This is a genomic window from Nocardiopsis sp. B62 (genome assembly GCF_018070675.1).
GTDB classification, from domain to species: Bacteria; Actinomycetota; Actinomycetes; order Streptosporangiales; family Streptosporangiaceae; genus Nocardiopsis; species Nocardiopsis prasina.
On record NZ_JAGPXK010000023.1, the window covers coordinates 13391 to 35504 of the forward strand.

Here is a 22114-nt window from a genome sequence, read left to right on the forward strand (position 1 = left end):
CCGGCCTCGGCTCGAGGTCTCAGAGCGAGAGCGTCGCCTTGTTCTCCATCAGCCTGGACAGGAGTCCGCTGATGAAGTTGGGCGACTCGTCGGTCGACAGCTCCTTGGCGACGCCGACGGCCTCGGCGATCGCCACACCGTCGGGGATGTCCTCGGCCCACAGGAGCTCGTAGGCGCCCATCCGGAGGATGTTGCGGTCGACGACCGGCATGCGCTCCAGGGTCCACCCGATGGCGTACTCGTCCAGGAGGGCGTCGATCCGGTCGCGCCGCTCGTCGACGGAGCGGGCCAGCAGCTCCGTGAACTCGTTGATCGGCGGTTCGGGCTGGGCTCGGCGACGCTTGATGACGTCCTCCACCGAGGTGGAGCGCACCTCAGCCTCGTAGAGGACCTCCACCGCGCGCCGACGGGCCTTGCGCCGTGCACCACTCATCAGTTGACACGCCCGAGGTAGTCGCCCGTGCGGGTGTCGACCTTGACGCGCTCGCCGGTGGTGACGAACAGGGGCACCTGGATGGTGGCGCCGGTCTGGACGGTGGCGGGCTTGGTGCCGCCGGTGGAGCGGTCGCCCTGGACGCCCGGGTCGGTCTGGGTGATCTCCAGCTCGACGGCGGCGGGCATCTCGATGTAGAGCGGGTTGCCCTCGTTGGTGGCCACCGTGACCTTGGTGTTCTCCAGGAGGAAGCCCTTGGCTTCGCCGACCACGGCGTCGCCGACCGGGATCTGGTCGAAGGTCTGGGTGTCCATGAAGATGAAGGAGTCACCGTCGTGGTACAGGTACTCCATGTCACGGCGGTCGACGCTGGCGAACTCGATCTTGGAACCGGCGTTGAAGGTCTTGTCGACGATCTTGCCCGTGAGGACGTTCTTGAGCTTGGTGCGGACGAACGCGCCGCCCTTGCCCGGCTTGACGTGCTGGAACTCCAGGACGTTCCAGAGGACGCCGCCGTCGAGCCGCAGGGTCGTGCCGTTCTTGATGTCGTTCGTCGTGGCCACTTCGGTCGTCTCTCCCAGGGGTGTGACACGTCGGAGACCGGACTCGCTGGTCCGGTCGGTGGTCAGTGGGGCGAGGCGTGGTTCCCGTGGCCGCCAGCGGCTGTGCCGACCGGCACCCGGGCACTCCTCGCCTTGGGTCAGTCTAGTGGCTTCCGAGGACTCAGGAACCGTCCACGACCGCCTGGTAGGCCTCGTCCAGCAGCTCGGGGGCGGGTCCGCTCAGGATCGCGGGTCGGGCCAGACCGTCCAGGACCACGAATCGCAGTGTGGAGCCACGGGCCTTCTTGTCCACGGCCATGGTCGCGCGCAACTCCGGCCAGGCCTCGGCGGCGTAGGCGACGGGCAGGCCCACGGAGGTGAGCACGGAGCGGTGTCGCCGCACCAGCTCGTCGTCGATGCGCCCGTCCAGCCGGGCGAGTTCGGCGACGAAGACCATGCCGATGGAGACCGCGTAACCGTGCCGGAAGGTGTAGTTCTCGGCGCGTTCGATGGCGTGCCCGAGGGTGTGGCCGTAGTTGAGGATCTCGCGGCGGCCACTCTCCTTGAGGTCGCCCGAGACGACGTCGGCCTTGACCCGGATGGCGCGTTCGATGAGTTCGCGCGTGTGCCTGCCCTCCGGAAGGGCGGCGCCCTCGGGGTCGTCCTCGACCAGGTCGCAGATGACGGGGTCGTCGATGAACCCGGCCTTGACGATCTCCGCCAGCCCTCCGACGTAGTCCGCCCGGGGCAGGCTCGGAAGGGTGGCGAGGTCGCACAGCACCCCGGCCGGGGGGTGGAAGGCGCCCACGAGGTTCTTGCCCTCGGGGGTGTTGATGCCGGTCTTGCCGCCCACGGCGGCGTCCACCATGCCCAGCAACGTGGTGGGGACCAGCACCGAACGCACCCCGCGCAGCCAGGTGGCCGCGACGAACCCGGCGAGGTCGGTGACGGCCCCGCCTCCCACTCCCACCACGGCGTCGGTGCGGGTGAAGTTGAACGACCCCAGCCGGGACCACAGCTCGGTGGCGACCGCGGCGGTCTTGGCGGCCTCGCCGTTCGGCACGGGCATGGGCCGGACGCGGTATCCGGCCTCCTCGAGGACCCCGACCACGGGGCGGGCGATCTGGTCCAGGCCCTCGGGGTGGATGACGGCCACCTGCGCGGCGCCGCCGACCAGGGAGGGCAGTTCCGCGAGGATGCCGCTGCCGACCACCACGTCGTAGCGTCCGGTGGGCTCCCCCACGCCGATCCGGGTCACGGTCACTGGGCGGCCTTTCCGGTGGGGAGGGATTCGACGATCGCGTCCACGATCTCCTCGGGGTGGTACTCGGTGGTGGGCACGGTGACCGAGGCGAGGCTCTCGTAGACCGGGAGGCGTTCGTTGAGGAGCCTGCGCAGCTGGGTGCGGGGGTTCCCGGACAGCAGCGGGCGGGCCACGTCCATCCCCACGCGCTTGGCGGCCTCACCGAAGTCCACCTGGAGGTAGACCACGTGGTGGTCGACGAGTTCCTTGCGGGTCTCCTCGTTCAGGACCGCGCCGCCGCCGACCGCGATGACGCCCTCCCAGGAGCGCAGGCCCTCGGCGACGACCTCGCGCTCCAGGGCGCGGAAGTGCTCCTCGCCCTCCTGGAGGAAGATGTCGCTGATGGGCTTGCCCGCACGCCTCTCGATCTCGGTGTCGGTGCACAACAGGTCCGTGTCCAGCCGGCGGGCCAGGGCCTCGCCGACGGTGGACTTGCCCGAACCGGGCGAACCGATGAGCACCGCGATCGCTCTTGCCACGCTCTGCCTACCTCCGGGGGTCACCCCGCGCCCGCGGGGAACGTTCTGACCGCCTGCTCGGAGCCGCGCCTGACGGCGGCCCATCCCCGCGTGCGGGGAGGCAGGCGGTGTCGCTCGCGTGCGCCGTCAGGTGCTGCGGCCCGTCCCGCGTGCGCGGGGAGCAGGCTCTGTTCGACCAACGCTACCGGTAGTCGCGGGGGACCCTTCCCACGTGTGCGGGACCCACTTCCGTCCTCCCTCAACGGCCGCCTGCCAGTGGCCAGTCCCCGCGAGGGCGTGCCTCGCTCGAACGAGGCGAACCGCGACTCCGAGAGTGATCCATCGCCGCGTGCGCGGGAGGAAGGGACACGGGTCCACGCGACGGATGGCCCTGCAAGCTCCGAGCCCCGTGCCGGGAAGGCAACCGCACAGGTTGCTCAGGCGGTGATCGGCACGGACCCCGCCCGCGTGCGTGCGCGGGCGGGGCCCTCTCCGAGGCGTCAGGGTGCCTGCGCGGCGAAGGCGAGGCCCCGGTGGCTGAGTTCGGTGTCCTCGCAGCGCCCCTCCACGGTGGCCTCGACGTCGAAGACGTGCTGCTCGGTGGGCGGGTAGCCGATGAGCTGCAGGGCGCGACTGGGGACCGGGCCCTCGGAGGCCGCGGCGGACTCCCACAGCAGGACCGCTCCCCAACGGTTGGTCTCGGGGTCGGCGATCCAGGCCTTGAGGCGCAGACCGGGCACCTCGGCGAAGGCGTCGACGGACGTCTCCTTCAGGTACGCGCGCAGGGACTCGATGGTCTGGTCGGACTCGGTCAGGTCCCACCAGACGGTGGCGAGGCGGGGGTGGTGCATGGGGGTGCTCCTGTAGGTGAAAGTGAACTGGCCCGCTCTCCGGGGGAGGGCGGGCCAGTGGGGTGGTTCTAGCGGATCGTCAGCGCGTCCAGGTAGCCCTGGAGGTTGCGGGCGGTCTCGGGGACCGAGTCGCCGCCGAACTTCTCGATGGCGGCCTCGGCGATCACCAGGGCGACCATGGCCTCGGCAACCACACCGGCGGCGGGGACGGCGGTGACGTCGCTGCGCTGGTGGTGGGCCTTGGTGGGCTCGCCGGTCTCGGTGTCGATGGTGTCCAGTGCCTTGGGCACCGTGGCGATGGGCTTCATCGCGGCGCGCACCCGCAGGGGGTCGCCGGTGGACATGCCGCCCTCGACCCCTCCGGCGCGGTTGGTGCGGCGGCGGACGCCGTCGGGGCCGGGCTCGATCTCGTCGTGGGCCTCGGAGCCGCGGCGGGCGGCGGTGCGGAAGCCGTCACCGACCTCCACGCCCTTGATGGCCTGGATGCCCATGAGGGCCCCGGCCAGGCGGGAGTCCAGACGGCGGTCCCAGTGCACGTGGCTGCCCAGGCCGGGCGGCAGGTTGTAGGCGAGGACCTCGACGACGCCGCCCAGGGTGTCCCCGGACTTCTTGGTGTCGTCGACCTCCTCGACCATGCGGGCGCTGGTCGCGGTGTCGAAGCAGCGCAGGGGGTCCTCGTCGATCGCCGCGAGGTCCTCGGGGCGCGGTTCGGGCGCACCCTCGGGAACGGCGACGGGGCCCATGGAGACCACGTGGCTGAGGATCTCGATGCCGAGCGCCTGGCGGCAGAACTGCCGGGCGACCTCGCCGACGGCGACCCTAGCCGCGGTCTCACGGGCGCTGGCGCGCTCCAGGATCGGCCGGGACTCCTCGTGCCCGTACTTCTGCATACCAACGAGGTCGGCGTGCCCGGGGCGGGGGCGGGTGAGGGGCGCGTTGCGCGCCGTGCCGTCCAGTTCCTCGGCGGGAACCGGGTCGGGCGACATCACCTTCTCCCACTTGGGCCACTCGGTGTTTCCGACCTCGATCGCGACCGGCCCACCCTGGGTGAGGCCGTGCCGGATACCTCCGATGACGGAGACCTGGTCCTTCTCGAACTTCATCCGGGCGCCCCGACCGTACCCGGCGCGACGACGGAGCAGCGCGGCGGCGATGTCGTCAGAGGTGACGGACACACCGGCCGGAAGGCCCTCCAGGATCGCGACGAGTGCAGGTCCGTGGGACTCCCCCGCGGTCAGCCAACGCAACATGTGCACGATCCTCCCACGGATCGGAGGGAGGCGTGGTCACCGGGTTCAGGGTTGCGGAAGCAGGGGGTGACCGGCCAGGACGGTCGCGAGGGTGGCGGCGAGCATGAACGGGCCGAGCGGGAGCGGTTCGGCCCGGGTGATCCGGCGCAGGAGCAGCAGGACCACTCCCAGCAGGGAGAAGGCCGCGAAGGCCCAGAAGGCGGCGACCAGCGCGCCCACCGGTCCGGCGATCCAGCCCGCGTAGAGGCCGGTGAGCCCGGAGAGCTTGACGTCCCCGAACCCGAGTCCGCCCGGTCTGATCCGCCACATCAGCCAGTAGAGGACCGTGATGAGCGCCATGCCGACCAGGGCGTCGGCGCCGCGCTCCAGGTGGGGCCCGAAGGGCGGGAGGAGGACCGCCGCTGCCAGGAGGAGCGCGGCGACGGGGTAGGCGGGGGCGACGAGGGCGTCGGGCAGACGCATCACGCGCAGGTCGACGACGGACAGCGGGACGCCGAGCGCGACGAGCCAGAGCACGGCCAGGAGCCCGAACGGCGACCAGTCGGCCAGGTGGGTGGGGCTGAGGGCGCCGACCGCCGCGAAGAGCAGCGCCGTGGTGGCGACTACGGCCGGGTGGGGGCGGACCCGGAGCGCGCAGTGGGGGCAGGTGCCGTCCCGCTGGAAGGCACGGGAGGCGACGACGGGCAGCCCCCGGGCGAAGCGGATCCGGGTCAGGCAGTGCGGGCAGCGGGGAGGCGGGGGCCCGTCGTGCTCCTCATCCGGGTCGGGGACGGTCGCCGTGACGGATGCCGCCGGTGTGTCGGGCGCGCCTGCCCGCTCCTCGATTCCACCTGTGGCAGCGTCCTGGTGAGGAGTGGCCCGCCCAGGGTCGGGTGGCTCCGGCGGAAGCGCCGGACCGAAGAGGTGGACCAGACGGCCGCCGGTGCGGCCGACCGCGAGTCCCAGGGCGAAGAGCACGGCGGCCGCGAGGACCGCCCACGGGAGCGGGGACGACGTGAGCGCCAGGGGGGTGGGCATGTTCGGAAACTACCTGTTGGCGTCGTCCCGCGACAGGGTGTGGGGCGCCCTGTGGACAACCCCGGGGTCACTCGTCGTCGCGCCGGGCCCGCACGACCGCGCTGAGTTCGACACCGCCGGGCAGCACGTGCCGGAGTTCGGCGGTGAGCCGCTCGGCGACCCTGCGCAGCGACTCGTCGTCGCGCTCCTCCAGTTCGAGGCGGATGCCGAGGTCGGCGCGCTCGGAGGGGTGGATGCGCACGCGCTCGATCCCGAACTCGGCGTGGGTCACCCCGTAGACGATGCCCAGGACCTGGGGGTCGTCCTTGGGCTCGGGGACCGACCCCTGCTCGGCGAGCACGGTGAGGAAGCGGCCCTGGATGGTGTGCGGGACCGGTCCGGAGACGTCGATCACCAGCGCGTCGGCGTTCTCCTCCAGGGTGGCCTGGCAGGCGTCCTGGGTGGTGAAGGGCACCGGGCGGGCGTCCGGGCGCCAGCGGCGGACGGCGTCCACGGAGGTGAAGGCCAGGACCCCGCGACGGCCGTCCTTGCCGGTCATGATGGGGATGGCCACCTCGCTGTTCTTGTCCTTGGTGAGCCCGCCCACGCCCTGCTCGGTCTCGGTGGCCACGGCCACCACGGGGATGAGGACCCGGGAGCCGCTGAGGGCGGCGAGGACCTGTCGGTCGCCGGTCCGACCCGCGGCGTGCTCACGCAGGCTCGCCTCGACGTCCGGGTCGGCGCTGCCGTCGTCGTCACGGAAGTTCTGGGCGCCGATGATCGATGGTCTGCTCACGGGCTCCGACTCTACCCGGGGTGTGCGTGCGTTCCGGAGTCGCTTCTCGGACAGAACCATGTGACCTCTCCCCTGTTCCGGGTGGGCGCGGCCGCCGTCCCGCGGGGTCGGCGCTCGGGTGCTCCGCTCCCCGGACACCAGCTTCACAGAAGCGCGCCGTGGGGGCGTGCGGTTCCGGGAGGTCCGCGCGGATCAGGGTCGGGCGCCGCCGAGCGTGTCGACGATCCCCCGGAGCTGGTCGACCTGTTCTGGGGTGAGCCGGTCGAACATCAGCGAGCGCACCCGGGTGGCGTGGCCCGGTGCGGCCCGGTGAAGGGCGGCGGTGCCGTCGTCGGTGAGGACCGCCCACAGTCCGCGCCGGTCGTCCTCACAGTTCTCCCGCCGCACGTGTCCGTCGCGTTCGAGGCGGGCGATCTGGTGGGACAGGCGACTCTTGGAGACGATCACGGTCTCGGCGAGGTCGCGCATCCGCATGCGCTGTTCGGGGGCTTCGGAGAGGTGGGCGAGGATGCCGTACTCGATGAGGGAGAGACCGTCCCGGTCGCGCAGGTCGTGTTCGAGTTCGTCGTAGATCCAGGCGTTCATCCGCAGGAACCCGCGCCAGACGTCCTGTTCGTCGGCTTCGAGCCATGCCTTCTCCATGGGCCTGATTCTAGCCCGGCGGAACGGGTGGCGGTCGCGGAGTGGCGGGGCCCTTGCGCCCTCGGGGACGAACACCTAATCTACTTCCCAGGAAGATACTTCTAAGGTACTTTGTTGCCAGACAAAGAACCAGTCAGTGGGACGACCCGGCATCCGGGCCGCCCGAACACAGGGAGAGACACCATGGCCGCTCAGGAACTCAAGCCCGGCACCTGGAAGATCGACGCAGCCCACAGCATCGTCGGCTTCTCCGTCCGCCACATGATGGTGAGCAAGGTCCGCGGTCGCTTCGAGAAGTTCGACGCCACGCTGACCGTGCCCGAGGACCCGACCCAGTCCTCCGTCGAGGCCACGATCGACGCGAGCTCGATCAACACCGACAACACCGACCGCGACAACCACATCCGGTCCAACGACTTCTTCGAGGCCGACAACCACCCCGCGTTCAGCTTCCGCTCCACGGGCCTGGAGGCCAGGGGCGAGGACTTCGTCCTCAAGGGCGACCTGACCATCAAGCAGAACACCCACCCGGTCGAGCTGGCCCTGGAGTTCAACGGTTCCACCGTCGACCCCTACGGCCTGGACCGCGCCGGGTTCGCCGCCTCCACCACCATCAGCCGCAAGAAGTTCGGCGTCGACATCGAGATGCCGATGGAGAGCGGCGGCGTGGTCGTCGGCGACAAGATCTCCATCGAGATCGACGCCGAGTTCACCCGCCAGGCCTGAGCCGCAACGGCTCCGGCGGGCGCGGCGCCCCGGTACGGCACCACTCCGAGTTTTGACGACACCCCGTCAGCAACCCGGTGGGGCCTCCGATATCGTCGACGGGGGAGGGTCCACACGGACCCTCCCCCGTCCCGTATGTCCGGCAGCGCCCCACAGACCGCAGGAGAAGCCACCGTGCCGCCCCAACCCTTCGCCCCCGAGGTCGTCACCGCCGTCACCGCACACATGAACGGCGACCACCCCGAGGACACCCTGCTCATCTGCCGTGCCCTGGGCGGCCGACCCGACGCCACCGCCGCCCGGATGACCGGCCTTGACGGTGAGGGCGGCGACTACGCGGTCACCATGGACGGAACCGAGGAGGACGTGCGTATCCCCTGGGCCGCCCCGCTCACCGAACGCGCGCAGATCCGCGTCGAGGTGGTCCGCATGTACCAGGAGGCCTGCGCGGCCCTCGGAGTCACCCCGCGCGGCGAGCACTGAACGCCCCCGTCCGTCACCGCGGGAGGGCTCCGGTGACGAAGGGTCACGAAAACCGGAACCCGAACGGTCTCTGAGGAGTCCCATCAGGTGACGGGGGAAGATCGTTCACGGGTCCGGACCGCAGTGGGCTCCACCACTCGACCGGGCCCGCGAACGACCTAACCTGGAGGGGTCCGCCCCCGCCACGGAAATCCCCCGGACACCCGCAGACGACCGCCTATCCGAAGGATGGCTCCGGCCTCGATGGTCACGCCCGACCCCGGTGACGAGAACGCACCCACCCAGCGGATCGACCCGACGACACCCACCACGCGAGCCAACCCGGCGGTGGGAGCCACTCGCTGGGTCACACGCGTGTTCCGACCAGGCGCAGCACCGCCACCAGAACCGGGGGCGGCGTACCCGGGCCCGCCCCCCACCCCGGACGACGGGCCCACCCGTGTGGTCCCCCCGGGCGCGCCGAACGGAACGGACCGCACCACCGTCCTGCCCGGCGACGCCGCCCTGGGCGCCGCACCCGCCGACGGCACGCGAATCCAACCACCCGCCTCCGACTTCGCCTCGGCCACCGGGCGCCCGGGCACGAGCCGACCCGCCGTCGCCGCGCCCCGCCCCTCCGGAGGCCGCACCCCGTGGTGGCGGGTGCTCCTCGGGCCGCTCCTGGACTGGATGGCGCGCCTGGTCTCCCGCGTGGTCGTGGGCCCCGCAGGCGATCTCGACTACGCGGTGCCCGCCGAACTCCGCCGCCGCTACCAGGTCCTGGACCACATCGGCGCGGGCGGCGAGGCCGTCGTCTACCTCGCCGAACCCACCGACACTCCCGGGCGTCAGCTGGCCCTGAAGGTGTACCGGCCCGGCCACGACATCAACCGCGAACTCCTGGACCGTCTGCGCGCCCGGGGAACCGCCTCCCCGCACACGCCCGCCATCCAGGGCTACGGGACCGCCGCCAGCTCCTGGGGCGAGGACCTGGCATGGGAGGCCCAGGAGTACTTCTCCCTGGGCACCCTGCGCGAGGTCATCAACCAGTCCCCCATGGACGACGAGGGCGCCCGGGCCGTGGTCCGCGCCGTCGCCGACTGCCTGCACCACTGGCAGAGCGAACTCCAGCACAACCACACCGACGTCAAGCCCGAGAACCTGCTGGTCCGCTCGCTGGACCCGCCGGTGGTGGCGCTCACCGACTTCGGCGGCGCCGTGCGCGCCACCATGAGCCGGGTCTACGGCAGCCAGGCCGTCACCGAGGCCTATGCCTCCCCCGAGGTGGTGGAGGGCCGCCGTGAGGCACCGGCCGCCTGGTGGTCGCTGGGCGTCATGGTGCACGAGCTCACCACCGGCCGCCGCCCCGACCGCGGCGGGAACTGGCTGACCGCCCGCAACACCGAGGTGGACATCTCCGCCATCACCGACGAGCGCTGGCGCCTGCTCGCCCGGGGCCTGCTCACCCTGGCACCCTCCGCCCGGTGGGGGTACGACGAGGTCGCGGCGTGGTTGGCCGGGGAGCGCCCGCCGATCCGCACCGCGAGCCGCCGACGCCCCATCAACTTCGCCGGGACCTCCCACGAGGACCCGCCCAGCCTCGCCTTCGACCTGCTCGACCGCTCCGACACCGGAGCGATGTGGCTGCGCAGCCACTGGTCCGAGCTCCGCACCTGGCTGGACCGGGAGGTCAACGACTACACCTTCGACCGCGCCTACCTCACCGGTCTGGAGGCCCGCCCCGACCTCGCGCACGTGGCGATCAGCGCCCTGGCCGCCCGCTACGTGCCCGGTATGCCGCCGCGCTTCCGGGGCCACGAGATCAGCGCGGACGGGCTCCTGGGCCTGGCTGCGGGCGACGCCAGCCGCCACTCCGTGGTCCGCGAGGCCGTGGAGTCGGGCGTGGTGGGACTGGGCGCCCAGCACTGGTGCCCGCACCCCGAGTGCCGCTCCGGCGGATCCGGCCGCTGCGCGCTGCTGGAGCGGGTCCAGCACGAGGTCCCGCTGCTGATGGCGCGGGTCAACGAGACCCTGGAGCGGGTGGTGGACGAGCGTCCCGACACGACCCGGAACCCGGACGCGCCCCGGCGGCCCGCCGCCCACGAGATCGACTCCACGTGGGCGCGCGCGGTGGAGATGGTGCTCTCACCCGAGACCGCCGCGCAGCACAGGTCCCTGCTGCGTCGCCAATCCTGGCACCCGCAGCAGCGCAGCTCCGCCCCGAACGCGCCGTGGTGGTCCGAGCAGCGCAAGGCGGCGCTGCGTGACGGCGGCGACCAGCTGGCCAGCCGGAGCGCCGTCCTGACCGCCCTCCTCCTGCTGCCGGAGGCGGCGCGGGTCGGCGGTTCGATCGCCGAGCGCGAGCGCGCCGACGGGCGGGCCCGCCGCCAGGACCGCTGGGCCTCCCTGGCCGGATCCGCACGGGCACGATGGGAGGGGGCACAGGAGAAGGTGGCCACCGCCCGCCAGCGTCGAGCGGTCGCGGCCACCCGGCCCGACAACCCGGCGCTGCCCGGGGACCCCACCCGCCCGCAGGAGCCCGCGACCGCCAAGGAGAAGCGGCGGCAGGACCGGGCGGCCCGGCGGGTCGACCGGACGATGGGCCAGATCCAGCGCGCAATGAAGGCGGGACGGTGCCGCCGGTTCGCCTACCCGGCCGCTCTGCTGGGCCTGCTGGACGGCCTGGGCCGGGCGGTGCGCCCCGGGGAGGGCTTCTTCCCCGAGAGCGCGTTCGTGACCGACGCCTACACGGGTCTGCTGGACTTCGGCGACAACCCCCTCACCGAGGGGGCTGCGGCGCTGACCGGTCTGCTGCCCGGTGGGATCGGCGCGGCCTGGTGGTTCCCGGTCCTGTTGTCGGTCGCCCTGTTCGTGCTGGGGCGCACTGCGGCGAAGTCCACGCTCAAGGCCCGTCGCAGGCTGGGCGCCTTCCGCCTGGCCGTCGCGGGATCGCTGGTCATGCTCGTGGTGCTGTTCTCCACGGGACTGCTGGCCCTGGGGTCCGGGGTGCTCATTCCTCTGGACGGGCTGCTGGGCTGAGGTCCCCGGCGGGCCGACACCCCTGGTGAGGCGTCGGACACGCTATGATCTCCCGGTTCGGCGGTGTGCCGGACCACGGGAGAAGGGTGAACGGGTGGCTGAGGTGTTCGAGCTGCGCGCCGGGGAGTACCGGGCGCGCGTCGACCGTACCGGGGCCGGGTTGCAGGCGCTCTCCTGGCGGGGACACGACCTGATCTGGCCGTACACCCGCCAGTCGGGCCCCATCGCCTCCCAGGGTCAGCTGCTGGCCCCCTGGCCCAACCGGGTGGCCTCGGCCCGCTACACCTTCCAGGGCACCGAGTACCGGCTGGACGTCAACGACCCGGAGACCGGTTCCGCGATCCACGGTCTGGTCAGCGAGGTGGTGTGGTCCACCCAGGAGCGCTCCGAGGAGGACGTGACCCTGGGCCTGGACTTCCCCGGCACCCCCGGATACCCGTTCCCGCTGGAACTGACCGCCACCTACCGCCTGACCGCCGACGCATCGGCGGCGCACGGGCTCACGGTCACCGTGAAGGCGCGCAACACCGGGGACTCGGACGCCCCGTACGGCCTGGGCTTCCACCCCTACCTCACCCTGGGCGCACCCTTCCGGGACCTGGTGGAGCGAGGCGAGGTGCGGTTGGAGGCCACTGCGGGAAGCCGTCAGCCCGCGAACGCCGCGCTGGTGCCCGTGGGCGACCCGGTGCCGGTGTCCGGAACCGAGTACGACCTGCGCCCGCCCGGCCGGAACCCGGGCACGACGGAGCTGGACACCGCCTTCACCGACCTCGACCGCGACCGGGACGGGCGCGCCTGGGTACGGCTGAGCGGACCCGAGCGCCGAGTGTGCCTGTGGGCGGACCGGGGCTACGGGTGGCTCCAGCTGTTCAGCTCCGACTCCCTCGGCGGCGACCTCCATCGGGCACACCTGGCGGCCGAACCCATGACCTGCCCGCCCGACGCCCTCAACAGCGGCACGGACCTGATCGTCCTGGCCCCTGGTGAGAGCGTGGAGCACACCTTCGGCATCCTCGCCGAGTCGCTGGACTGACCGGACCTCGGGCCGGGCCAGCACGGCGAACCGCCCCGGGGCGGGGTCGTACGGTGCCCCGCCGGTTCGCCGTGGATCTCGTCCGCGGCGAGCCCGCCCCCGACCAGCTCGACCGTGGAAGTGTCCGGCCGTGAAGTGGCGAACCCGGTGTCGAACACCCGTGTGCCGTCCGAGGTGACGACAAGCGTGCCCTCACACTCCCCCGAGTGCCTCCGTGAGTCGGACCAGGTCCTCCTCGGTGTCGATGTCCTCGGGACTGGCGACGTCATCGCAGGCCACCGTGGTGACCAGATGGGAGTAGGCCCGCAGGAAGGGGCGGGCGCCCACGTCCCGCTCGGCCATGGAGTAGACCGTGGACCAGTGCTCCCGGCCCAACAGGACGGGGTTGCGGGGATTGCCGTGGTAGGTGGCCACAGCGGCCCGGGCGCCCTGGGCGTAGGCCTCGACCAGGCGCCGGACCGCCTCGGGAGTGACCAGGGGCTGGTCGGCCAGGGCCACCAGCAGGGCGTCGACGGTGTCGGGCATCGCGTCGATGCCGGCGCGGACCGAGGATCCCATCCCCGTCGACCAGTCGGGGTTGTGCACGGTCACCGCGCCGGAGACGGTGGTGTCGGCGGCGCCCAGGACCACCAGGACCGGGGTGCATCCGCCCTCGGCGAGGGTGCGCGTGCCACGGTCCACGAGGCGTTCGCCCGCGAGTTCGACCAGGGCCTTGGGGCGGCCGAGTCTGCTCCCCGAACCCGCCGCGAGCAGCAGGCCGGCCACCGCACCCGAACGCACGTCTCCTCGCTCCCCCGTACCCATGACGCGATGATGCCACGGTCGGGGTCCCCGGGTGGGCCGCCTGGACGAGGTCGTGGACACGACTCCGGGGCCGGGTCCGGCATCACCGCCCTGAACTGGCCCTTCACCCCCGGGCCAGTTTCGGTTCACCTCTTGGAGTGGCCGAATCCGGCCGGAACCAGGGGCGTCGGGGGCGTGTCCCGGTGGATCCGTCCGCTGGTCTCGCTCAGCCCCCGGCCGCTACCGCCCCACCGGGTGCGCACCAGTTCGGCGGCGATGGACACCGCCGTCTCCTCGGGAGTGCGCGCACCCAGGTCGAGACCGATGGGCGAGTGCAGACGGGTCAGCGCCCCCTCCTCCACACCGGCCTCGCGAAGCCTCTCCACGCGGTCCTCGTGCGTACGCCGGGACCCCATCGCTCCGATGTACCCGGCCTCGGTGGACAGCGCCCGTTTGAGCACGGGGACGTCGAACTTGGGGTCGTGGGTGAGCACGCAGATCGCGGTGCGCTGGTCGATCTCGTCGGCGATCTCGTCCAGGTACACGTGCGGCCACTTCACCACCACCTCCTCGGCGGTCGGGAACCGCTTCGCGGTGGCGAACACCGGGCGGGCGTCGCACACCGTCACCCGGTAGCCCAGGTAGGAGCCGAGGTCGGCGACGGCCGCGGCGAAGTCGATGGCGCCGAACACCAGCATGCGGGGCGCCGGGGCGAACGACTGGACGAACACCTCCAGCTCGTCACCGCGCCGCTGACCGTCCGCGCCGTAGTGCAACAGACCGGTACTGCCCTGGGCCAGCATGCCGCGCACGTCGTCGTCCAGGGCGGCGGCCAGGCGCTCACCGCCCTCGCCCAGGTCGCCCTCGGCGTTCCCCGGCCACACCACGCGGCGGCGGCCCACCCGGGAGGCGTCGGAGGGATCGGCCACGAAGGTGGCCACCGCCACCGGCTGGTGCTCGTCCACGGCACCGATCACCGCGCCCAGCTGGGGGTAGGTCGCCCGGTTCACCGGTTCGACGAACATGTGCAGGGTCCCCCCGCAGGTGAGGCCGACGCTGAAGGCGTCGTCGTCGTTGACACCGTACGTGCGGCGCACCGGCACACCCGTGCGGATCGCCTCCAGGGCCTCCTCGTAGACGGCCCCCTCCACGCAGCCGCCCGACACACTGCCGGTGACCTCCCCGGAGGCGCTCACCAGCATGGCCGCACCCGCGTCCCGGGGCGCGCTCTTGAAGGTGTCGATCACCGTGGCCACCGCGAAGGTCTCCCCCGAGGCGTACAGTTCGGACACGCTCGCTCGGACATCTCGCACGCGGCACCTCTTCCAGGACTCCCCCGGCGGTCCACACCGGTCCGCTCATGGGCCTTGGTATCAACCTATGTGCCCAACGCAACACGAAAGAGCCCCCGTTCCTCCAGGAAACAGGGGCTCGATTCGGTCGCGTCTACGAAAGCGGACCTTCGGGGAGGTCGGGCTCGCGGCCCTCACCCCGGTCCAACATCGCACGGAACTCTGCGAGACCGCGCTGGGCGTACTCGCCGTCGGTGCTCTGGATGCCCATCACCGGCAGCGACGTGCCGTCCGACAGGTCCAGGCAGGGCCACGGCTCTCCGACGGGCATCCGGATGTCCAGGACCTCCGGCCAGGCCAGGTGGTGCGTGCGGACGCCGTTGATGACGACCACGCCGCGCTCCATGGCGATCAGCCGGGGACGGCCCAGCATGTGCAGCCCAGCGGCCACCGCCAGACCGAGCCCCACCACCAGGAAACGGTCCATCATCCGCCACTCGGCGGGCAGGATCACGGCCAGCACGACCATGGTCGCCACGATCAGCAGGCCCAGGCCGTACGCGACCAGGCGCACCGCACGGGGCCGCCAGGTCCTCGGCAGGGCCGCCTTGCTCGACGCCTCGTCCACAGGTAGTTCCCTCGTCCGCACCAACTGCTCCATCTCCACGCCCTCGGGCGTGCCTCACCCCGGTCACCGTCCGGCCAGGCGCGGGCGCGCGCGACCAGGAGGGTGGAATCAGCGACGCAGACCGCGCAGCGCGACCGCCGTGTCCAGGGCGGCCGAAGCGGCCTCGGCGCCCTTGTCCTCGACGCTTCCCGGAAGTCCGGCGCGGTCACGCGCCTGTTCCAGGGTGTCACACGTGAGCACACCGTTGCCCACGGGGGTGGACTCGCGCAGGGCCACCTCGGTCAGACCGTGGGTGACCGACTGGCACACGTAGTCGAAGTGCGGTGTGCCGCCGCGGATGACCGCGCCCAGGGCGATCACCGCGTCGTGCCTGCGCGCCAACTCCTGGGCCACCACCGGGATCTCCACGGCCCCGGCGACCCTCACCACGACGGGATCGACGGCCCCCGAGGCCTTGACCACGGCGAGCGCGTTGGCGAGCATCGGCTCGACGATCGCCTCGTTCCACCGGGTGACGACGAGGCCCACCGACAGCCCCGAGGCGTCGACCTGGTGTTCGTCCGGACGTCCTGTGCCGCTCATGACCGGCCTTTCCTGGGATGGGAGTGGATGGTGAACCGGGGGGTGGTGGGTGCTAGGGCGCGACGGCGGCCAGGTCGTGGCCCATGCGGTCGCGCTTGGTCAGCAGGTAGGAGAGGTTGTCGTCGGTGACGAAGGTCGGCATGGCCACCCGCTCGTTCACCCGCACTCCGTGGTGCTCCAGGCCCTCCGCCTTGGCCGGGTTGTTGGACAGCAGCCGCACCGAGGCGACCCCGAGGTCGGCGAGGATGCGCGCGCCGGCGCCGAACTCGCGGGCGTCGGCGGGCAGGCCCAGGCGCAGGTTGGCGTCGACGGTGTCCACGCCCTGGTCCTGGAGGCTGTAGGCGCGCAGCTTGTGTAGCAGGCCGATCCCCCGGCCCTCGTGACCGCCCATGTACACGATGACCCCGCGCCCCTCCTCGGCCACGGCCGCCATGGCCGCGTCGAGCTGGGCGCCGCAGTCGCAGCGGTGGGAGCCGAAGGCGTCGCCGGTCAGGCACTCCGAGTGCAGGCGGGCCAGCACGTCGTCGCCGTCGGTCAGGTCACCGAGGACCAGGGCGACGTGCTCGGCGCCGTCCGCGGTGCCCTTGAAGCCGATCGCGCGCCACTCCCCGTGCTGGTTGGGCATGCGGGTCTCCACCATGCGCGTGACCAGCGCGGGGTGGGCCTCCTCCTCGGTGAGCGTCTCGCCGAGGGCGGCGCGGTGGGCGGCGAGCTGCTCGACCGACACCAGCTTCAGGCCGTGCTCGTCGGCGAACTCGCGCAGCCGGGGCAGGCGGGCCATGGTGCCGTCGTCGTTGACCACCTCGGCGAGCACACCGGCGGGGCGCAGACCGGCCAGGCGAGCGAAGTCCACGGAGGCCTCGGTGTGGCCTCTCCGGGCCAGGACGCCGCCCGGGCGGGCGCGCAACGGCAGGATGTGGCCGGGGCGCACGAAGTCCACGGGGCCGCTCTCGTCGGAGGCCAGCAGACGGATGGTGCGGGCGCGGTCGGCGGCGGAGATACCGGTGCTGACGCCCTCGCGGGCGTCCACCGTCACCGTGTAGGCGGTGCGCAGGCTCTCCTCGTTGCGCGCGGTCATCAGCGGCAGGTCGAGGCGGTCCAGGTCCTCTCCCTCCATGGGCACGCACACCACGCCGGAGGTGTAGCGGATCATGAAGGCCAGCAGCTCGGGGGTGGCGAGCTCGGCGGCGAAGATGATGTCGCCCTCGTTCTCACGGTCCTCGTCGTCCACCACCACGATGGCCCTGCCCTGGGCGAACTCGGCGATGGCGTCCTCGATGCGGTCGAGGACGACGGCCTGTCCGGTGTCGGTGGCCGGGGTGGTGTCGGTGACGGTCATTCCCGCTCCTGAAGGTGCGTGGTGGGTGGTGGGTCTCGGTGGGTGGTGGCGGTGCGGTGCGCTAGGCGCGGGTCCCGTCCTGCGCGCGGGCCCGGGAGACCGCGGTGATGCGCTCCACGTACTTGGCGATGACGTCCACCTCGACGTTCACCGCGGCACCGACCGCCAGGGCGCCCAGGGTGGTGGCCTCCAGGGTGGCCGGGATGAGGCTGACCTCGAAGAACTCGTCCTCGGCTCCGGGGGCGCTCACGGCGGACACGGTGAGGCTGGTGCCGTCCACCGTGATGGAACCCTTCTCGACCACGTACGGGGAGAGTTGCGGGGACAGGCCGAACCGTAGGACGTCCCACTTGTCACCCGGATCGCGGGAGAGGAGCGTGGCGGTGCCGTCGACGTGGCCCTGCACGATGTGACCGCCCAGGCGACCGTCGGTGCGGGCGGCGCGTTCGAGGTTCACGGGGGCGCCGGGGGTGAGGGCGCCGAGGGAGGAGCGGTCCAGGGACTCCTTCATCACGTCGGCGGTGAAGGTGCCCTCACCACGCGCGACGACCGTCAGGCACACGCCGTTGACGGCGATGGAGTCACCGAGCCCGGCGTCGGAGCTGACCAGGGGTCCGTCCACGGTGAGCAGGGCCGCCTCACCGTTGGCCCCGGTGGGTTGGATGGAGACGACCTTGCCGAGTTCCTCGACGATTCCGGTGAACACGCCCTACGTCCCTTCGCCTGGCACGGCTCCGGGGAAAAGGGTGTGGAATCACGGGTCCACGACAGGGACGGAACACGAAACCGTCGCCAAGGTTCGGCACGGCTCGGACCCGCCCCAACGCGCACTGCCTCCCATCCGGACTTTAACCGTCGGTACCGGAATTCCACCGGTTCAACCGGTCGATGGAATCGACCGGGTCGCGGACTGTCACCGCCGGTTCGGACTTTCACCGACCCCGGAGCACGCGTTTGACTGTTGTCTAACGACTTGATGGTAACCCCTCGCCCACGCGGCGCATAGCCGGTGTGACGGGGTTCATTGCGCACCTGTGGTCGGAGCCCTCTCCCGCGAGGGCGGTTCGGGGCGGTGGGCCAGGCCGCCGCGCAGGAACATCTCCGGCGCCCCGAAGGACGCCCAGAAGGCCACCGCGCCGTAGACCAGGAACGACACCAGGGCCGAGGGCAGGCCCTCCAGGTCCCGGAAGAGGACCCGTTCCACCACCAGGATGAGGACGGCCACGGAGCTCCCGAGGGCCAACCGGGCGGCGCGGGCCGTGACGGTGCCCTCCGCGCTGTACCAGCCGCGCCGGTACAGCAGGGTGAAGCCGAGGACCCCGCCGAGCAGGGCGCCGCAGGTCGTGTGGAGCCCGACCAGGGTGTGCCCTGCCGGGTCCGCGGGAGTGGCGCCGATCCACTCGGTGGTCGGGACGACCCAGTCCCCGCGTACGCCCGTCTGCCAGGCGGTCGCGACCACACACGGCGCCAGAGCGGCGGCCAACAGGTACGACACCCAGCGCACCGTGTCCAGGGAGAGCCACCAGGCCAGCACACGGTCCTCGTAGCGCAGCACCAGCCACAGCACGAACCCGCCCACGGCCAGACCCACCACGACGTCACTGAAGTAGTGCACGCCCAGGAGGACCCGGGACAGGGCCACCAGGGCGATCACCGCGACGGCCGCCCACACCAGGCTCCGGCGGCCGGACCTGGCCGCGAGATAGCCGTAGGTCACCACCGCCGCCTGGCTGTGCCCCGAGGGCATCCCGAAACCGCCGTGCTGGGCGTGTCCGGTGACGCGTGCGTCGAACCAGTAGGGCCGGGATCCGTACAGCACCGACTTGAGCAGGTTGTTGACCACCGCCGAGGCGATGACCGCCACGAAGAGCCGGGCGCCCAGGCCCGCGTTGAAGCACCAGAAGACGGTCACCAGCAGGACGACGATGACGCCCTGTGAGCCCAGGAAGGTGACGGCCCCCAAGGGAACGGCGAGCCAGTCGGTCAGCCCCTGCAACCAGCGGATCGCGGTGTTCTCCGCCTCCCAGAGGGCGTCCATGGCCAGGTACTCGGTGGTCCTCACGCGTACTCCACGGGTCCGCGCCTGGCAACGCGCTCACGCCGCGCCGCTCCCCCGAGGGGAAGACGGAGCCGCGACCAAGCGATATCGACGACTACAGCGGGCAGCATAGGGCGCACCGCCCACGGTGGCCAGGCCCCTGGGCCCGGCGCGCCGCGATCGTTACCGGAGGCGGTCAGGCGAGCGGGCTGGCCTTGCGGGCCTGGGCGCGCAGGGACTCGATGGCGCCGTCCGGGTCCTGGGCTCCGTAGACGGCGGAACCGGCCACGAACACGTCGGCTCCTGCCTCGGCGGCGCGTTCGATGGTCTCGTCGCTCACTCCGCCGTCGACCTGGAGCCACACCGAGGCGTCCCGGGTGTCGAGGAGTTCGCGGGCCCGGCGGATCTTGGGCAGCACGAGGTCCAGGAACCGCTGCCCGCCGAAGCCGGGCTCGACGGTCATGAGCAGGAGCATGTCCATCTCGCCGATCAGATCCTCGTAGGGGTCGACCGGTTCGGCGGGGTTGAGGGCCAGTCCGGCACGGGCGCCGTGCCTGCGGATCTCGCGCAGGGTGCGCACGGGGGCGTTGGCGGCCCCGGCGTGGATGGTGACGCTGCCCGCGCCCGCCTCGGCGTAGGCCGGGGCCCATCGGTCGGGGTCCTCGATCATCAGATGGCAGTCCAGCGGCGTGGTGGTCGCCTTGAGGAGGGACTCCACGATGGGCAGGCCCAGGGTGAGGTTGGGGACGAAGTGTCCGTCCATGACGTCGACGTGCAGCCAGTCCGCGCTGGGGACGCGGGCGGCCTCGTCGGCGAGGTGCGCGAAGTCGGCGCTGAGGATGCTGGGAGAGATCTGAATTGCCACGTCAGCAGTGTATCGGGGCGGGTTCGGGGCAGGTGTGCCTCGGGGGCACGACCGACCGAGGGGGAACCATGCTGGACGAGGACGGGCTGAGGGACTTCCTGGAGGCCTACAGCCGGGAGCTGGTACGCGGCGACCTGGACGGCGTGGCCGCGAGGTACGGCTATCCGGCCTACGTCGCGGGGGACGTCGAGAGCATCCCCGTGGCGTCGCCCGAGGACGTCAGAGGTGCCTTCGCGGGCGCCGCGGAGGGGTACAGGGAGCGCGGGATGGTCGAGGCCGTCCCCGAGATCCGTGGGATCGAGGAGCTCACCGACCGACTCGTGTGGGCGCACGTGCGCTGGTCCTATCTCGACGCGAGCGGTGAGGAGGTCCGGGCCGAGTCCTACCGCTACCTGCTCAGGGAGGCGGGTAACTCCTGCATGATCTGCGTGATCGTCGCGACGGGTACCGACTGAGGCGCCGCCTTTACGGCGTAGATTCCTCATTGTCCGAAAAACACCCCTGGGCACGGTGGCCCAGGGGTGGTGTCCGGTCCCGCCTACTCCGGCTTGCGCCGGAAGAGGGCGAGGAACATGGCGTCCGTGCCGTGGACGTGCGGCCAGAACTGGGCGTACTTCCCCTCGGGACCCGTGGCGAGGTCGGGAACCTCGTCGAGGTAGTCCGGGGCGCGCAGGAGTTCGAGGTCGTCTCGCTCGTCCAGCACCCTCCGAACGATCCCGTCGGTCTCGTCCAGGTGCGGCGAGCAGGTCACGTAGGCGACCACGCCGCCGGGACGCGCGGACTCGACCGCCCGGGTGAGCAGCTCGTGCTGGAGCGGGGCCAACTGGGTGACGTTCTCCGGACCCCGGCGCCAGCGGGACTCCGGGCGGCGACGCAGGGCGCCCAGGCCGGTGCACGGTACGTCGGCCAGGACGCGGTCGAAGGAACCCGGCTTCCAAGCCGGTCGGGTGCCGTCCGAGACGATGGCGCGGCCCGCGTCGCGGGGGGCGCGGCGCACGGCGTTGGCGACCAGACCGGCGCGGGCGGGTTGGAGCTCGGAGGCCACCAGGCGGGCCTCGCCCTGGCCCGCGAGGCTGGCCAGCAGGCCGGCCTTGCCCCCGGGGCCCGCGCACATGTCCAGCCACAGGCGGTCGTCGCCCCTGGCATCCACTCGGGAGAGCGCGAGGGCGACCAGCTGGCTGGCCTCGTCCTGGACGGCGGCCCGGTTCTGGCGGACCTCGCGGACGAGTCCCGGGTCGCCCTCGGGAAGGTAGGCGGCGAAGGGCGAGTAGCGGCCGGGGAGGGCCCCGGACTCCTCCAGGTCCGCGACCTTCGCGCGGCCGGGCTTGGCCACGAGGGTGACTTTGGGGCGCTCGTTGTGCGCGACCAGCAGCTCCTCGGTTCGGACCAGACCGTCCCTGGCCCGCTCCCCCAGGGCGCGGGCCAGCTCCTTGACCACCCAGCGCGGGTGGCTCTGGACCACGGACAGGTAGCCGCTGGGGTCGCGTTCGCGGTCGGGGGCGACGATCTCGATCCACGCGTCCAGGTCGCGGGCGCTCACCTTGCGCAGGATCGCGTTGACGAACTTGCCCCGGTGCTGGCCCACCACGCGGCGGGCCAGGTCCACGGTCTCGCTGACGGCGGCGTGCGGCGGGATGTTCGTGGACAGCAGCTGGTGGGAGCCGAGCCGCAGCAGCGGAAGCACCTCGGCGTCCACCGAGGCCAGCGAGCGGTCGACGCAGGTCTCCAGGATCGCGTCGTAGGTGCCCTGACGGCGTAGCGTCCCGTAGGTGAGCTCGGTGGCCAGCGCCGCGTCCCGGCCGTGGATGCCGCGCTCACTGAGCTGGGCGGGCAGCAGCAGGTTCGCGTAGGCGTCGCGCTGCTCCACCGCGCGCAGCACGTCGTAGGCGACGCGCCGGGCGGGGTCGCGGGGCTGCGGCGGCCCGCTCCGGTGGCCACCGCCCTGCCTGGGCTTTCCACCCTTACGGGGACGCTGGTTCCGGGACCGGGACTGCTCGCTCAACGTGTGCTCTGCCTCAACAAGCCGGGGACGGGTGCCGACGCGCGTTCACGCACG

23 protein-coding genes and 1 riboswitch are annotated in these 22114 nt (G+C 72.1%); of the genes, 5 read left to right on the forward strand and 18 right to left on the reverse strand.

Annotated features, from left to right (window positions below):
• Positions 1–19: 19 nt before the first annotated feature.
• From nusB to KBX21_RS20710, 9 genes are all read right to left on the reverse strand, one after another.
• Positions 20–433 (reverse strand): transcription antitermination factor NusB, encoded by a 414-nt coding sequence (nusB, locus tag KBX21_RS20670; RefSeq protein ID WP_049567688.1) that lies wholly within the window; start codon positions 431–433, stop codon positions 20–22.
• The gene (gene efp / locus KBX21_RS20675) at positions 433–996 is read right to left on the reverse strand and encodes an elongation factor P (protein WP_049567686.1); all 564 of its coding nucleotides are present in this window, start codon (positions 994–996) and stop codon (positions 433–435) included. The genes nusB and efp overlap by 1 nt, the downstream gene beginning before the upstream one ends.
• A 160-nt stretch (positions 997–1156) precedes the next feature.
• Complete coding sequence (gene aroB / locus KBX21_RS20680; protein WP_049567683.1) at positions 1157–2239, reverse strand: 3-dehydroquinate synthase; 1083 nt, start codon at positions 2237–2239, stop codon at positions 1157–1159.
• Entirely contained in the window at positions 2236–2739 is a 504-nt protein-coding gene (locus tag KBX21_RS20685; protein WP_049567680.1) for a shikimate kinase, read from the reverse strand. The genes aroB and KBX21_RS20685 overlap by 4 nt, the downstream gene beginning before the upstream one ends.
• A 497-nt stretch (positions 2740–3236) precedes the next feature.
• The gene (locus KBX21_RS20690; RefSeq protein WP_017546144.1) at positions 3237–3587 is read right to left on the reverse strand and encodes a hypothetical protein; all 351 of its coding nucleotides are present in this window, start codon (positions 3585–3587) and stop codon (positions 3237–3239) included.
• 68 nt (positions 3588–3655) lie between these two features.
• On the reverse strand, positions 3656–4837 hold the full coding sequence (aroC, locus tag KBX21_RS20695) for a chorismate synthase (protein WP_049567670.1): 1182 nt from the start codon (positions 4835–4837) through the stop codon (positions 3656–3658).
• A 45-nt stretch (positions 4838–4882) separates the two neighbouring features.
• Positions 4883–5854 carry an A24 family peptidase gene (locus KBX21_RS20700; RefSeq protein WP_049567667.1) on the reverse strand — a complete coding sequence of 324 codons (972 nt, stop codon included), beginning with the start codon at positions 5852–5854 and terminating at the stop codon, positions 4883–4885.
• A 67-nt stretch (positions 5855–5921) separates the two neighbouring features.
• Positions 5922–6629, reverse strand: coding sequence for an SseB family protein (locus KBX21_RS20705; RefSeq protein WP_210843149.1), 708 nt, complete (start codon positions 6627–6629; stop codon positions 5922–5924).
• A 192-nt stretch (positions 6630–6821) separates the two neighbouring features.
• Entirely contained in the window at positions 6822–7271 is a 450-nt protein-coding gene (locus tag KBX21_RS20710; RefSeq protein WP_049567664.1) for a MarR family winged helix-turn-helix transcriptional regulator, read from the reverse strand.
• Positions 7272–7454: 183 nt separating this feature from the next.
• Here KBX21_RS20710 and KBX21_RS20715 point away from each other — a divergent pair, with 183 nt between their 5' ends.
• The 4 genes from KBX21_RS20715 to KBX21_RS20730 all read left to right on the forward strand — a co-directional run bounded on the left by KBX21_RS20715 (position 7455) and on the right by KBX21_RS20730 (position 12531).
• On the forward strand, positions 7455–7997 hold the full coding sequence (locus KBX21_RS20715; RefSeq protein WP_049567661.1) for a YceI family protein: 543 nt from the start codon (positions 7455–7457) through the stop codon (positions 7995–7997).
• Positions 7998–8132: 135 nt separating this feature from the next.
• On the forward strand, positions 8133–8480 hold the full coding sequence (locus tag KBX21_RS20720) for a DUF2470 domain-containing protein (protein WP_210843152.1): 348 nt from the start codon (positions 8133–8135) through the stop codon (positions 8478–8480).
• A 243-nt stretch (positions 8481–8723) separates the two neighbouring features.
• Positions 8724–11498: a serine/threonine-protein kinase gene (locus tag KBX21_RS20725; RefSeq protein WP_210843154.1), complete on the forward strand. Its 2775-nt coding sequence runs from the start codon at positions 8724–8726 to the stop codon at positions 11496–11498.
• Between the two features lie 94 nt (positions 11499–11592).
• A complete protein-coding gene (locus tag KBX21_RS20730) occupies positions 11593–12531 on the forward strand; it encodes an aldose 1-epimerase family protein (protein WP_210843156.1) in 939 nt (312 codons plus the stop codon).
• A 192-nt stretch (positions 12532–12723) separates the two neighbouring features.
• On the opposite strand, the gene KBX21_RS20735 is transcribed toward KBX21_RS20730, so the two are convergent.
• The 8 genes from KBX21_RS20735 to rpe form a co-directional block, all read right to left on the reverse strand.
• Positions 12724–13296: an NTP transferase domain-containing protein gene (locus KBX21_RS20735; protein WP_049567747.1), complete on the reverse strand. Its 573-nt coding sequence runs from the start codon at positions 13294–13296 to the stop codon at positions 12724–12726.
• A 164-nt stretch (positions 13297–13460) separates the two neighbouring features.
• Positions 13461–14627 (reverse strand): XdhC family protein, encoded by a 1167-nt coding sequence (locus KBX21_RS20740; RefSeq protein WP_210843158.1) that lies wholly within the window; start codon positions 14625–14627, stop codon positions 13461–13463.
• Positions 14628–14760: 133 nt separating this feature from the next.
• Positions 14761–15234, reverse strand: coding sequence for a PH domain-containing protein (locus tag KBX21_RS20745; protein ID WP_049567645.1), 474 nt, complete (start codon positions 15232–15234; stop codon positions 14761–14763).
• Positions 15235–15342: 108 nt separating this feature from the next.
• Positions 15343–15816 (reverse strand): 6,7-dimethyl-8-ribityllumazine synthase, encoded by a 474-nt coding sequence (gene ribH / locus KBX21_RS20750; protein ID WP_049567641.1) that lies wholly within the window; start codon positions 15814–15816, stop codon positions 15343–15345.
• A gap of 52 nt (positions 15817–15868) precedes the next feature.
• Positions 15869–17155, reverse strand: coding sequence for a bifunctional 3,4-dihydroxy-2-butanone-4-phosphate synthase/GTP cyclohydrolase II (locus KBX21_RS20755; RefSeq protein WP_210843160.1), 1287 nt, complete (start codon positions 17153–17155; stop codon positions 15869–15871).
• Positions 17156–17216: 61 nt separating this feature from the next.
• Positions 17217–17861, reverse strand: coding sequence for a riboflavin synthase (locus tag KBX21_RS20760; protein ID WP_017546157.1), 645 nt, complete (start codon positions 17859–17861; stop codon positions 17217–17219).
• 117 nt (positions 17862–17978) lie between these two features.
• A riboswitch (FMN riboswitch) is annotated at positions 17979–18109 on the reverse strand.
• Positions 18110–18176: 67 nt separating this feature from the next.
• The gene (locus KBX21_RS20765) at positions 18177–19193 is read right to left on the reverse strand and encodes a phosphatase PAP2 family protein (protein WP_210843204.1); all 1017 of its coding nucleotides are present in this window, start codon (positions 19191–19193) and stop codon (positions 18177–18179) included.
• 196 nt (positions 19194–19389) lie between these two features.
• Positions 19390–20058 (reverse strand): ribulose-phosphate 3-epimerase, encoded by a 669-nt coding sequence (gene rpe, locus KBX21_RS20770; protein WP_210843162.1) that lies wholly within the window; start codon positions 20056–20058, stop codon positions 19390–19392.
• 68 nt (positions 20059–20126) lie between these two features.
• Between rpe and KBX21_RS20775 the strand changes: the two genes are divergently transcribed.
• On the forward strand, positions 20127–20513 hold the full coding sequence (locus tag KBX21_RS20775; protein ID WP_210843164.1) for a hypothetical protein: 387 nt from the start codon (positions 20127–20129) through the stop codon (positions 20511–20513).
• 83 nt (positions 20514–20596) lie between these two features.
• Here the strand turns inward: KBX21_RS20775 and KBX21_RS20780 are convergent, their stop codons facing one another.
• Positions 20597–22060 (reverse strand): RsmB/NOP family class I SAM-dependent RNA methyltransferase, encoded by a 1464-nt coding sequence (locus tag KBX21_RS20780; protein ID WP_210843166.1) that lies wholly within the window; start codon positions 22058–22060, stop codon positions 20597–20599.
• Between the last annotated feature and the right edge of the window lie 54 nt (positions 22061–22114).